Raw genomic sequence first — 12,554 nt, 5'->3', positions numbered from 1 at the left:
GCCTTCGTGGGAACCCTCCTCGACGTGGCGGACGGAGAGGACCGCACGCATCCGACCCGCCAGGAACAGTGGGCGATCGCGGGTCACGGCATCGAGGCGCGCCTCGACCGCATCGTCCTCCCGGAGGTCCGGAACGCCGCCAGCACCGCCGCGCTCGCGATGGGGGCCGGCCTCGGGCTGGCCGAGTTCGTCTTCACGAGTTGGTCGCCGTGGATCCACAGCAATCCGGCTCCGGGACTGATGGTCCAGATCGGACCGTTCCGTGACACCGGCTTCGTGTACGCCGCGCTCTGGGGCGTCGCGCTCTCCGCGGCTCTGGCCGGGCGGTGGGCGGTCGGGAGGGCAACACTGCTCATCCTGGTGTTGCTCGCCACTGTGACGCCGTACTTCCTCGCCTCCCCGTCCGGCGTGTGGAGCGTCGACCGAGCGACGCTGTTCCTGCTCAGCACGTGTGCCGTCGTCGCAGCCCTCGGACGACCACACCGGTCGCACCACACCGCCGCAGCGGCGGTCGGCTGGGCCCTGCTCGGCGCGCTCAGCTACGTCTCGACGAGCGGCCTCAGCGAGTGGCTCTCCAGCCGATCGATCTGGAACGGGAACCTCTACGCCTGGTACGCGACCGGCGTCCTCGAGCTCGCAGCGATCGGGCTGGCGCTCGCACGCTACTGGCGAGCTGCCTTCACGATCGTGCTGAGCCTGGCACCCTACGTCGGGGCGCTCAGCTTCAACAGGCTCCGCGGCTACGTCGGTGACAGCGGCTCCGTGACCTTCCTCGCGGTACCGCTCCTGATCGGCTTGCTCCTCCTGGTCCTGCACAGCTCCGGACGTCTGGAACTCCCCCCGGCGCCGAGCAGGCGGACCTCCCCGTGACGGAAAAGAACGAGAGATCCACCGCTCGCGACGCCGAGCAGGAACGGTCGCTCGTGTTCCGTGAACGCCACCGTGCGCCGAGTTGGATCGTGCTCCTCGGGACCATCGTCGCTGTCGGGAGTGCTGCTGCGCTCGCCGCCTCCGTGCCGTCGATGCCCGGCCGGTCCGTTGCCGACGCGAGCATGCTGGTCACCGTACTGAGCATCGGCACCCTGATCGGACTGGCCGCGGCGACCCAATCGCTCGTGATCACGGTGCGGGAAGGCAGGCTCGTGGTGTGGCTGACGCCCTTCTTCCGGAAGGCGGTTCCGACCGTGCAGATCACCTCGGTCAGCGAGACGGTCATCGACCCGGTGACGTACGGCGGTGTCGGTGTCCGTCGCGCACCGAGAAAGCCGCCGGCAGTGTTCCAGCGCGGCGGGACTGCTGCGGAACTCAGGATGCGGGACGGCTCGACGCTCATCCTCGAGTGCGACGACGTCGTCGGTCTCGCAGCGGCTGTCCGATGAGGACTCAGTCGGACCTGCGCAGTGTCTGCTGAACACCGGTCGGTGTCGTCGTCGTCGCAGTTGCCCAGGAAACGCTTGACGAGGATCACCCGGTACCGTGGCCTCCTCATCGATCGATCGGTGCGCGGCCGTCGGTGAGGGGTGCCCGCGAGCGTGAGGCATCGGTGACGGGCGTCGACTGACAGGTCAACCGCGGTCCGGCATCGGCTCGGTAGCCGATCGGCCCTCGATGCCCTGCTCCTCCAGGCCGGCCTGTCGGACCGGATACTGATGTCACGGCACCACCGCTCGTCTGCGACGTTGCTCACTCCGGCTTCACCGTGGCCGACCTCGATGAGGCGTTGGAGCTCTGGTGCGCAGGTCTCGGCTTCACGCTCGAGCGCACCTTCACGCTCGCCGCGGACGTCACTGCGGCGAGCGCCGGCGTCCATGGAGCGGTGATCCGCGGCGCCACGGTGACCCTGGGGCCCCACCGGATCGAGCTGCTGCAGTACGACCCGCCCCGGACGCCTGAGTCCGCCGGCTCGCCTGCACTCACCGTGCGCAGTGCACATCGCGCTCACGGTCGCGGACATCGACCGGGTGCTCGAGCTCTGCACTGCGCACGGTTGGAGACCGGTCGGGGCGCCCCATCGGATGGCCGAAGGCGCCCGAGTCGGCACACGGATCATCTACCTCGAGGGCGTGCTCGGCGGATTCCTCGAAATGATCGCGCCGCCACAGTCCCCGTAGCCCACGTCGCCCATCCGGTCGATCGTCTGATGCTCGATGACCCCACTGCCGACGGGACCAGCAGGGAACTCCATCAGGTACCGAACAGGCCGAGTGTTCCTGAAATGAGGATCCCCAGACCCCCGACGATCCCCACTGTGCTCCCGACGATCACGTTCAGCCGCTGATCCTTGTTCGTCCCCATGACCCGAGCGTAGGAGTGTCCCGAGCCGATCGATCACCATGGCAGGGCCCGTCTGACGACGCAGCCACTCGGCGAAGCGCGTGTCCGTCGTATCGGCGGGCAGGCAGCAAGAAAGGCCAGCCCGATCGACGGCCGCTGATCCGCAAGGAGTACCCGATCAACTTCTTCAACGCCAAACGCCCAGTCACCGTCATCGTCCTCGGGGTGGTCTTCGCGGCATGTGGCGTCTTCTACGGTCTGTCGCCATCCGAATCGGGTGTGCGGCCTCCGCAGCAGATCATCACCGGCACCTCGATCGCCGCACTCAGCCGCTACGGCAGAGTGGGTGCATGGTCAGCGCAGCACCCAACACGATCCACTTCCATCGCAAGCACCACAAGGCAGTGATGTCCGGCGAGAAGGTCACCACCGTCCGGTGGAACGAGGACGTACCGGTGGGAGCAGCCGTGTTCATCTTCGATGAACACCCGACGGCAGGACCGGTCCCCGGCACCGTGATCGCCGTGCACCGATACCGGCTCGACAGCCTCACTGCCGAACAAGCCCACCAGCCTCCTGAGACTGACATGCAGCTCTTCGCGCAGCAGCTGCGCGAGAACTACTACCCGGATATGCCTTCCGACGCTGTGGTCGAGGTCGCCGAGCTCGCGATTGAGGCGTCCCGATAGCCGATCCTCAACAGGCGGCCGTCCACCCAGCGGCGCGGTGCCGCTACCGCCACCAGGCATCCGGGACCGGCTGTCGCACATAGGTGGTCCGCAAGCTCTCGCGATGAAGGGACGCCATCCGAACAGGCGTCGCCGCTCGCCGAGAGCGCAATCGCTCCGGTGCCCGATCGTCTCCAGGGCGACGCCGAGAACAGGCCGACGACAGCCGACACGCGGACGTCGCTCCCAGAGGAGTGAAGAAGCAGAGAGGACAGGAGACGCCCGAGAAGCGCCAAATCCCACAGAGAGCGAGTGACGGGAATCGAACCCGCGCTACCAGCTTGGGAAGCTGGAGTTCTACCATTGAACTACACTCGCGCATCCCGCCGAGCGGGACGAAGCAAGCCTAGCGGATTCCACGCTGGATGCCAGCCGAGCACCCGGCCGCGCGTCGCGCGGCGGACCCGCCCCGTGCCTCCAGGCCGTTCGTTGGGTCTCCCCTGTGAGGTGCCCCACCTGACGGACAGGTGTCGTCGCCGTGTGTACCGTCCAGGTGGATCGAGCCCCCGACGCGAGGAGGACCCGGATGGTCAGGCATCCCCTCATCGACGACGTGGTCGGCCCCGCCATCGTGGTCCGGTCCGCCTCGCCGGTGGTCTGGTTGACCGAGTCGCTGGCCGCCCTCCTGCGTCGCGCCGCCGAGTCCGGACGCACGGTCGTGCTCCGCACCGGACGGGAGGCAGCACTCACCCCCGCCCTGCGGCACGCGTTGGGCGCGCACCACGCCGCGTGGGCGGTGGACGAGGCCGACGGATCGCTGCGGGACGGGCGGACGGGGGTCGCCGCCTCCGGCGTCGAGGACTTCGTCGAGCACGGGCCCGAGTTGGTCGGCCCGCCGTCGCCGGCACATCCCGAGGTCGCCGACTCGGTCCGGCAGATCAGCATCGACCTGACGCTCCGCCACCACGCGGACCGCGCGGTCGACATCGGCACCGCGATCGAGGCGCTCTGCGACACCGTCGGCACGTGTCCGACGCACTGGGGCACGAGCGAGCCGCTCACGGTGCCGTGGGACCGATGGGTCGTGACGCAGTACGCCAAGCACGAGGCACCCGGGGTGTCGACGTCATACGCGGTGGGCAACGGGTTCTCGGCGACGATGACCGCGCACCTGGTGGACGGCGTGGTCGTGGAGACGATGTCGGCGGTGCTGACGATCCCGGAGGACGGCGCGGACCCGGCGCTCGCGTCGAAGCTCCTGGACGCGGTGCACCGGGTTGCGGACGAGGTCGAGCCGGTGTTCGGCGTCGTGATGCAGCGACGCGGGGACGCGGACCACCTGGTCCGGGCGGCCTCGCACGGCGAACCGTCGCCCCTCGCGGTCGTGGTGGGTGCCGAGGCCACGGCGTTCCTGGACCGCGACGGTGTCTGGCCGCCCGCGCGCACGACGACGTCGGTGTTCGGCGGCGGGGGACTGGTCGTGCGGTTCGACGACGGGTGGGAGGCGCTCGAGGCGTTCCTGGACCGGATCGACGAGGACCGTTTCCTGCAGCTCGTCGGCGGTGCGCCGCTCGACCCCGCGCACGACGACGGCGCCCTCGACGGACACGACCGAGGCGAGCACGCCGGGTCGCAGCGCACCGGTGGACAGCGGGGCGGTCAGGGTGCCGCGTGACGTGACGCTCCTCTGCCGCGGGCCGGTGGAGACCCGTGACGTGGCCGAGGCGTTGCTCCTGCACGACGAGACCTGGGGGGTGCGGGCGCTCGACGACGGTCCCGTGCTGCAGGTCTGCCGGGACGCGGCGACGCCGGTGATCACGGTGCTCGGGGTCCGGCGGGTGGACTCCATGGACGAGGTGCGACGGATCCTGCCGGACGCCCCGTCGCTGTCGACGCCGCTGTGGTGGGTCGACACGGTGACGCCGATCGGCGCCGCGGGGGAGCAGGGTGTCGCGGCCGCACTCGAGGCGTCGATGGACCTCGACGCGTTCTGCATCGTCCACGGCGACTAGCGCCGCGCGGCTGCTGCCGGGACGGTTCCGGGCCGGTCAGTCGCGGTCGTGCATGGCGGCGAGCCGCTCGTTGTACGCCTTGAGGTCGGCGTCGCCGTCGCGGTCGGCCTTGCGGTCGAGGCGCTTGGCGTCCCGCTTGTCCGTGCGCACCCAGTTCCGCACGACGAGCAGGGCGACGAACACCATCGGCAGCTCGGAGGCGCCCCACGCGATCCCGCCCCCCGTGTGCTGGTCGGCGAGCAGTGCGGCGTCGTCCGTCTGTCCCAGCGCGTGGAACCAGTCGATCGCGAACACGGACTGCGAGGTCATGACGGCGACGCCGAAGAACGCGTGGAAGGCCAGCGTCGCGAGCAGCGCGATGATGAGGATCGGGTACGCCGGACGCTTCGGGCCCGGGTCGACGCCGACGAAGACCCAGAAGAACAGGTAGCCGCTGAACACGAAGTGCACGACCATCGCGACGTGCCACTCGTGGGACTGCATGGCGTACTGGTACGCCGGCGTGAAGTAGAACACCACGAGGGACCCGGCGAAGATCACCCCGGCGACGGCGGGCTTCGCGAGGAACTGCATGTACCGCGAGTGCGTGAAGAGCATGAGCCACTCGCGGGCGCCGCGGGAGCCGTCGTTCCGGACCGGGAGCGTGCGGAGGGCGAGCAGCACCGGACCGCCGAGCACGAGCGGCAGCGGCACGAACATCATCAGCAGCATGTGCTGGACCATGTGCGACGAGAAGTGGATCATCCCGTAGACCGCGGGGCCCGCCGAGGTGGTCCAGATGAACAGCGCGCAGCCGAGCAGCCATGCGATGGTCCGGCCGACGGGCCAGGAGTCGCCGCGCTGCTTGAGCTTCCGGACGGCGAGCAGGTACCAGCCGGCCCCGACGACGGCGAGCGCGAGCCACACCCAGTCGATGTGCCACTGCGTCAGGTACGTGTGCAGGGTCTGCGCCGGCGGGTACGGGAACCCGATGAGTCCGGAGCGGGTGTCCTCGCCGGTCTCCGGCGTCTGCGGGATCGGCGGCTGCGAGCGGGAGACGGCGACCGAGACGCCGATGGCGACGGCCATGAAGACGATCTCGGCCAGGGCGAATCGGACGAACAGCCGACGGTCGAGGGGGTCGCGGAGGAGCCCCGGCACGAGCTTCCGGCGCTGCACGACACCGGCGAGCCCGAGCAGCACGAGCACGGTGACCTTCACGGTGATGAGCCAGCCGTACGTCGTCGTGACGAGGTCGAGCGGGCCGGTCAGCCGGAGCGAGGCGTTCACGATGCCCGAGAACGCGACGGCCGCGAACGCCCAGCCCGCGAGTGTGGAGTACCGGGCGACGACGCGTCCGGTGGCGCCCTTGGTCCGGGAGCGCAGGACGACCACGGCGACGAGCCCGCCGGCCCAGACGCACACGGCGACCAGGTGCACCGCGAGCGAGTTCACGGCGTTCGCGTGCTCGAGCGACCCGGCCGCGTGACCGGACAGGGCGAGCGGCAGGAGCGCGAAGAGCCCGAGGACCGTGGCGACGGCGAGCGTCGTGGCCCGGGTCGCGAACGCCGCGACGACCGTGGCGGCCAGGACGGCGACGGCCGACACCACGAGGGCCTGGCCGATCTCGACCTGGAACGCGAACAGCAGGAAGTTCCGCGCGAACACCGGGCTGGTGAGCGGCACGCCGAGGGTGTTCGCCCCGGTGAGCACGATCCCGACCACGGCGGCGAGGAACCACACGGCCCCGGCCGACGCTGCCCAGCGCGCGGCACGGTGCTGCACGCTCGACATCGCGCCGTGGTCCTGCTTCTTGGCGGGGAGCGCGAACGCTGCCACGACGAGCAGACCGATCGTCAGGGCGGCCGTGGTGTCGTGCACCACGCGGGCGACCGGCAGGCCGTACTCGACGAGCTCGCCCGCCGAGACGAGCTGCTGCCCGGCGGTGAACGCGCCGGTGACGGTCATGCCGAGCACGGCGCACGCGACGGCGAGCGGGATCGCGATGACGAGGACCGTCGCGACGGTGGAGTTCCGGCTGGCGACGGGGGCGGGGTCCGGTGCCGTGTCCCCGGGCTGCGTGGCGGCTGACGTGACGGTCATGACCGTCCAATGGTAGGTCGCCCACCTGACACCCGGCTCCCGTCAGTCCCGCTGCTCCCAGATGCCCTCGCTGCCCACCCCGACGAACCCGACCGCCTCGTTGACGTCGAGCATCGGCCGGTTCTCCTCGGCGTTGAACGTGATGATCGACGGCCGCCCCGGGAAGTCCCGCTCGACGGTCTCGATCCCGACCACCTTGAGGAGCCACCCGAGCCGGTGCCCCCGGTGCTCCCGCAGCACGAGCGTGTCCCACTGCATCACGGCGCGGGAGGCGTCGTGCGGCACCTTCAGCTGGCTGAAACCGGCCAGGGTGGTGCTCGGCACGTGCTCGACGGCCACGGTGAGCATGGTGTGCGGGCCGTCGGCGAGCTGCTCCTCGGACTGCCGAACACGGTCGGCGGTCCACACGTCCTCGGGCTCCGCCATGTCGCCGGACGGGGCGTCGGTGCTCATCCGGGTGTGCAGCAGCGCGACCCCGTCGAGCCAGACGTCCGGCGTGCGGTCGGTCCACGTGTGGACGCGGTACTCCGGCCCGGCGGCCGAGGCTGCGCGTTCGTGCAGGGCCCGGACGACCGACGCGTCGGCCGGCAGCCCGAGCCGGCTGATCCGGTTCACCTGACCGAAGTGCCACCCGCGGCCGGTCAGGAAGCGCACGCCGGCCTCGTCCTCGGGGACCGCGCCGGAGCCGGTCGGCGCCGGGACGAACCCCGGGCCGGTGGCGGGGCCGACCTGCCGCGACACCGCGTAGGTCTTGCGCTGCGTGCGGCCCTCGGCGCGGGCGAGCCCCTCCAGGTGGTCGGCGAGCAGCGTCCCGATCCCGCGGCGCTGCCGGTCCGGCCGGACCCCGACCGCGAGCCAGCAGTTCGTGGTCCCGGGCTCGGTCTTCGTGTCGTACGACCCCGCGCCGACGACCGAGCCGTTCGGGTCCCGCACGACGAACAGGCGGCTCGGCGACCCGGGTTCGTGGCACATCGGCAGGTACTCGGCCGGCTTCCACGACAGCTCGGTGAGTCCGTGCACGGCGACCTCGGCGGCGTCGGAGACCGCCAGCCAGTCGCAGAACGCGCGGACCCGCTCGGGATCGTCGTCCATCGTCGCCGGCACGACGAGTTCCTCGACGGTGTACGTGCTCATGGTCGGTCCCCCACTCGGCCGGTCGGACGGCCGTCGTCCGCCGCCCGGAGGGCAGCCGAGCAGCATACCGACGGCGGACCGCCTGCCGCTAGGCTTCCCACCGTGCTGCTCTCCGACCGCGACATCACCGCCCAGCTCGCCGAGGGCCGGATCGGGCTCGACCCGTACGACGCCTCGCTCGTCCAGCCGTCGAGCATCGACGTCCGGCTCGACAAGTACTTCCGGCTGTTCGACAACCACAAGTACCCGCACATCGACCCGGCCGAGGACCAGCCCGAGCTCACCCGCCTGGTCGAGACCGACCCGGACGAGGCGTTCGTGCTGCACCCGGGGGAGTTCGTCCTCGGCTCGACGTTCGAGGTCGTCACGCTCCCCGACGACATCGCGGCCCGGCTCGAGGGCAAGAGCTCGCTCGGTCGCCTGGGGCTCCTCACGCACTCCACCGCCGGCTTCATCGACCCGGGCTTCTCCGGACACGTGACGCTCGAGCTGTCGAACGTGGCGACCCTGCCGATCAAGCTCTGGCCGGGCATGAAGATCGGCCAGCTCTGCTTCTTCCAGCTGTCCAGCCCTGCCGAGAAGCCCTACGGCTCCGCCGAGTACCAGTCGCGCTACCAGGGGCAGCGTGGCCCGACGCCGTCCCGCTCGGCGCTGAACTTCCACCGCGCGGACGTCTCGCAGCGCGACGCCTGACCCGGATCCCGCGTGCACATCGGCACGCGGGAAATGTTGCATGCTGTGTATCGTGGCGGCATGGTCGCTCCACCCCCAGACGCGGCGCCGCCGGTGGCGGCGTCCGACATCCTCCGTGAGGCCCGGATGCGGGCCGGGCTCACCCAGGTGCAGCTCGCCACCCGCGCGGGCGTCACGCAGAGTGTGATCAGCACGTACGAGAACCGCTGCCGCGAACCCTCGTTGGCCGCCCTGCAGCGGCTCGTCCGTGCCGCCGGGTTCGAGACGGTGTTCGACCTGCGTCCGGTGCCGGACCCGCCGTCGCTGCGCGAGCGGGTCGCCGCGCTCCGCGAGGAGCTGGTCGAGGTCGTCGAGTCCTTCGGAGCCGCGAACCCGCGGCTGTTCGGCAGCGTCGCCCGCGGGGACGACGGGCCGCGCAGCGACGTCGACCTGATGGTCGACCTGGAACCGGGCACGGGACTCTTCAGCCTGCTCCGCATCCAGGACGCCGCGGAGCAACTGCTCGGGGTGCGTGTGGACGTCACCGACGCGGCCGGGATGGGCGAGGACGCCCGCCGCGACGCGGTGCCGCTGTGAACCGCGACCTGCGGCACCGGCTCGACGATCTGGTGCACGCGTGCGGGCTCATCCAGGAGTACGTCGCCGACGACGCACTGCCCGAGACCCTGGTCTACGACGCCGTGCGCATGCGCTTGGTCGAGATCGGCGAGGCGGTCCGCGCGCTCCCCGTCGCGGTGACCGCGTCCGAGCCGGGCATCCCGTGGTCGCGGGTGTCGCTGCTGGGGGAGCGGCTCACCCGCCGGTACTTCGACACGACGCCGTCGGTCGTGTTCGGCACGGCCCGGACGGACGTCCCGTCGCTGTGCGCGGCGGTCCGGCGGATGCGCGACACGCACTGCGGTCCCGCCTGACGCGGGACCGTTTGACGCACGACCGGTCGCGACGCGACCAGAGGGACGGACGGGAGGCGCAAGGCGGGCCCGTCAGGTGCCTCCCGTCCGTCTCGGAGTCGTCTAGCGAGGTGTCGCGGTGCCCGCAGCGAGGCGCTGTTGTTGCCACGCGATGTCTGCCGCGGCGAAGTCGTTCTGATAGCACTTGTCGACCTTGGACTCTCCGCCTTGCTCGAACACGTACTGAATCACCTCGTTCTCGGAGCCGGTGACGGTGATCTGCACGCCGGAGTCTTGACTGCACTTCCGGAATGTATCGAACGCCCTCTTGTAGTCGGACTCCGAAATTGGAGCGCCCGTGGTGGGTGAATCAGTGCTCCCGGTCATCTCGGCTTGCACGTACGAATCGGAGGAGGAGCAGGCGGTGGCCCCCGCGATCAATGCGAGGGCCACCAACGATGATGCAATCAGGCGCATCATTCCGAGAAGATGGGCTTCATCCCCGCAACGCCCGCGACGTAGTAGTGGTCCGCCGAGAGCACTGGGTACCCTGGATTGGCCTGCTTGACTGTCAGGACGTAGTTCCCGCTGATCTTCCAGCTGGTCGTGTAGACCTTGCCGCCGGTCGCGCTGTAGTGCTGTCGAACCGCGACCTTCAGTGCGTCCCTGCAGTTCACCGCGTTCGTGTCCGCGCCACCGTTGGTCGAGGAGTGGCCGACCGCGGAGCCGCCCGGACAGGTCTGCGCGCTCGTTCCGACCGCGTTGGCGGGTAGGGCCATACCACCGATGAGGGCGCCGGCCATGATTGCACCAGCTGCGAGTTTCGTAGCCAACTTCATCTTGATCTCCTTTGATCTCAGAAGGCGACCAACCGCCCCCCGAATACTGACGCTACGCACGCGGATCTTGGATCGTAAGTCGGTGTTTTGGTGGACCATGGGGTACAGAAAAGCCCCAGCAGGGGATGGGGCTTTTTGCTCGTTGGTCGGGTCAGCTACCGGCCGTCGCGAGCGACTCGAGCGTGTCGTTGCCCTGGTAGGCCTCGATCGCGTTCTCCTTGGTGACCAGGACCGGGGTCTCGTAGATCGTCGAGTACTGCTCGCCCTTCATGATGAGCGGGATCGAGCCGGTCTCGGAGTCCTGACCGGTGACGATCGGGGATGGTCTGTCCCTGGACTGAGTCGTGCATGCGCCCGAACCGTGACGTCCGCCGGGGAGGTGGATTGAGCTGCCGTCGTGTGCCGCTGTGGACGTCGCGGGCGCTTGCCGGGTAGAACTCACTTCAATCAAGTCGCACCCGAGTGAGCACTGTCCTGTGCGGCCCGCGCTCAGGCCAGGCCAGTCGTGGTGTCTACACATGCGCCCCTGCCCGCATGAAGGGCCTTCCCTTCGGGCCGACCAGCTCGTTCCTACTTCTGTGCGCTGCCTTCGGTCCCGCGGGGTGGGACGTCCGCGCCGAACGCTTCTTGGCGATTGCGACGTTGCGCGCTCTCCGGCGGTTCGGGCAGGTCGTGAAGACCGGGCTCGCGATCGGTGTGTCGATGTGATGCCTGTGTTTCTTCGACGTCTCGGGGCTGTCGAAGCTGCTGCGGACGCGGGACGGCCCCGTCTCGCCGGAGCGAGACGGGGCCGTCGGTGCTGGTGCTGCTGTGGTGTTGCTGCGGAAGGGGATCAGCCCTGCTTCGCGAGGTCCTCGAGGGTGCTGTTGCCCTTGTAGGCCTCGACCGCGTTCTCCTTGGTGACCAGGACCGGGGTCAGCTCGACGGCCGGCACGATCTTCACACCATTGTTGTTGTTCTTGTCCTCGGTGGTCTTCGGGGTCTTGCCGTTCGCGACGTCGGAGACGAGGTCGATGGCGGCCTGGGCCTCCTCCGTGGTGTTCTTGTAGATCGTCGAGTACTGCTCGCCCTTCATGATGAGCGGGATCGAGGCGGTCTCGGAGTCCTGACCGGTGACGATCGGGTTCGGCTTGCCGGCGGCCTTGGTGGCGGTCAGGATCGCGCGGGCCAGGGTGTCGTTCGGCGACAGGACGCCGTCGAGCTCGGTGTTCGTGTACGACTTCGTCAGGATGTCGGTCATGCGCGACTGGGCGTTCTGCGCGAGCCATCCCTGCGTGTTGGTGTCCGAGAAGCTGGTGCGACCCGAGACGACCTTGACGGTGCCGTCGTCGATCTTCGGCTGGAGCACGTCCATGGCACCGTTGAAGAAGACCTTCGCGTTGGCGTCGTCGGGCGAGCCGGAGAAGAGCTCGATGTTGTACGGGCCGTTCGGCTTCTTGGCCTTCATGCCGTCGAGCAGGGCCTGCGCCTGCAGCTGACCCACCTTGAAGTTGTTGAACGCGACGTAGTAGTCGACGTTCTCAGTGTTCAGGATGTTGCGGTCCCAGGCGATGACCAGCGCGCCGGACTTCTTGGCGGCGGCAACCTGCGTGCCGAGCTGCGAGCCGTCAGCGGCGCCGATGATGACGGCCTTTGCGCCCTTCGTCACCATCGCCTGGATCTGCCCCTGCTGGTCCGGGACGGGACCGTCTGCCTTTGCGTACTGGATGTCGGCCTTGAAGCCGGCGTCCGTGATCGACTTCTCGAAGGCTGCACCTGCGAGGACCCAGTTCTGCGAGGTCTTGGCGGGCAGGGCGACACCGATCAGGTCGCCCTTCTTGATCTGGACGTTCGAGGCGCCGGAGGTCGACGAGCCGGAGCCGGTGTCGTTGCCACGGGCCGAGCAGCCACTGAGGGCGAGGCCCGCGACCAGTGCCAGACCGATGCCGGCGATGAGCTTCTTGCGCATGAGATTGCTTTCTC

The 12,554-nt window shown here is 69.5% G+C and carries 13 protein-coding genes, 1 tRNA gene and 1 pseudogene; 9 read left to right on the top strand and 6 right to left on the bottom strand.

Annotated features, from left to right (window positions below; translation table 11 throughout):
• Positions 1 to 6: 6 nt before the first annotated feature.
• From HUN58_RS09730 to HUN58_RS09720, 4 genes and pseudogenes are all read left to right on the top strand, one after another.
• A complete protein-coding gene (locus tag HUN58_RS09730; RefSeq protein ID WP_217488597.1) occupies positions 7 to 870 on the top strand; it encodes a hypothetical protein in 864 nt (287 codons plus the stop codon).
• Complete coding sequence (locus HUN58_RS09725) at positions 867 to 1,379, top strand: hypothetical protein (RefSeq protein WP_208745482.1); 513 nt, start codon at positions 867 to 869, stop codon at positions 1,377 to 1,379. Before HUN58_RS09730 ends, HUN58_RS09725 begins: the two co-directional genes overlap by 4 nt.
• 218 nt (positions 1,380 to 1,597) lie before the next feature.
• Positions 1,598 to 1,891, top strand: a pseudogene (locus tag HUN58_RS21015) (VOC family protein); the annotation flags it as partial.
• Positions 1,892 to 2,624: 733 nt separating this feature from the next.
• On the top strand, positions 2,625 to 2,963 hold the full coding sequence (locus HUN58_RS09720; protein WP_174779022.1) for an ASCH domain-containing protein: 339 nt from the start codon (positions 2,625 to 2,627) through the stop codon (positions 2,961 to 2,963).
• A 286-nt stretch (positions 2,964 to 3,249) separates the two neighbouring features.
• Here the strand turns inward: HUN58_RS09720 and HUN58_RS09715 are convergent.
• Positions 3,250 to 3,320, bottom strand: a tRNA-Gly gene (locus HUN58_RS09715).
• A gap of 208 nt (positions 3,321 to 3,528) precedes the next feature.
• On the opposite strand from HUN58_RS09715, the gene HUN58_RS09710 reads away from it, so the two are divergent.
• Positions 3,529 to 4,617: a DUF6177 family protein gene (locus HUN58_RS09710; RefSeq protein WP_208745481.1), complete on the top strand. Its 1,089-nt coding sequence runs from the start codon at positions 3,529 to 3,531 to the stop codon at positions 4,615 to 4,617.
• 1 nt (position 4,618) lies between these two features.
• Positions 4,619 to 4,954: a hypothetical protein gene (locus tag HUN58_RS09705; RefSeq protein WP_141860092.1), complete on the top strand. Its 336-nt coding sequence runs from the start codon at positions 4,619 to 4,621 to the stop codon at positions 4,952 to 4,954.
• Positions 4,955 to 4,990: 36 nt separating this feature from the next.
• On the opposite strand, the gene HUN58_RS09700 is transcribed toward HUN58_RS09705, so the two are convergent.
• Together HUN58_RS09700 and HUN58_RS09695 are read right to left on the bottom strand one after the other, a co-directional pair.
• Positions 4,991 to 7,036, bottom strand: coding sequence for a cytochrome c oxidase assembly protein (locus tag HUN58_RS09700; protein WP_114850350.1), 2,046 nt, complete (start codon positions 7,034 to 7,036; stop codon positions 4,991 to 4,993).
• Between the two features lie 42 nt (positions 7,037 to 7,078).
• The gene (locus tag HUN58_RS09695) at positions 7,079 to 8,170 is read right to left on the bottom strand and encodes a GNAT family N-acetyltransferase (RefSeq protein WP_180225750.1); all 1,092 of its coding nucleotides are present in this window, start codon (positions 8,168 to 8,170) and stop codon (positions 7,079 to 7,081) included.
• Between the two features lie 102 nt (positions 8,171 to 8,272).
• On the opposite strand from HUN58_RS09695, the gene dcd reads away from it, so the two are divergent.
• Genes dcd through HUN58_RS09680 form a run of 3 tightly spaced genes read left to right on the top strand, consistent with a single transcriptional unit; the run spans position 8,273 to position 9,774 of the window.
• Complete coding sequence (gene dcd / locus HUN58_RS09690; RefSeq protein ID WP_058743010.1) at positions 8,273 to 8,863, top strand: dCTP deaminase; 591 nt, start codon at positions 8,273 to 8,275, stop codon at positions 8,861 to 8,863.
• Between the two features lie 60 nt (positions 8,864 to 8,923).
• Complete coding sequence (locus HUN58_RS09685; protein ID WP_180225749.1) at positions 8,924 to 9,439, top strand: helix-turn-helix domain-containing protein; 516 nt, start codon at positions 8,924 to 8,926, stop codon at positions 9,437 to 9,439.
• Positions 9,436 to 9,774 carry a DUF86 domain-containing protein gene (locus HUN58_RS09680; RefSeq protein ID WP_141860099.1) on the top strand — a complete coding sequence of 113 codons (339 nt, stop codon included), beginning with the start codon at positions 9,436 to 9,438 and terminating at the stop codon, positions 9,772 to 9,774. Before HUN58_RS09685 ends, HUN58_RS09680 begins: the two co-directional genes overlap by 4 nt.
• A gap of 102 nt (positions 9,775 to 9,876) precedes the next feature.
• On the opposite strand, the gene HUN58_RS09675 is transcribed toward HUN58_RS09680, so the two are convergent.
• The 3 genes from HUN58_RS09675 to HUN58_RS09665 form a co-directional block, all read right to left on the bottom strand.
• The gene (locus HUN58_RS09675; RefSeq protein ID WP_167509980.1) at positions 9,877 to 10,038 is read right to left on the bottom strand and encodes a hypothetical protein; all 162 of its coding nucleotides are present in this window, start codon (positions 10,036 to 10,038) and stop codon (positions 9,877 to 9,879) included.
• Positions 10,039 to 10,229: 191 nt separating this feature from the next.
• Complete coding sequence (locus HUN58_RS09670; RefSeq protein WP_141860101.1) at positions 10,230 to 10,592, bottom strand: hypothetical protein; 363 nt, start codon at positions 10,590 to 10,592, stop codon at positions 10,230 to 10,232.
• Positions 10,593 to 11,424: 832 nt separating this feature from the next.
• Positions 11,425 to 12,540 (bottom strand): sugar-binding protein, encoded by a 1,116-nt coding sequence (locus HUN58_RS09665; protein WP_141860105.1) that lies wholly within the window; start codon positions 12,538 to 12,540, stop codon positions 11,425 to 11,427.
• Positions 12,541 to 12,554: the final 14 nt, after the last annotated feature.

The organism is Curtobacterium sp. Csp1, assembly GCF_013347185.1.
The sequence above is the reverse complement of the archived record's forward strand: the minus strand, read 5'-3'. Positions and strand labels throughout refer to the sequence as shown.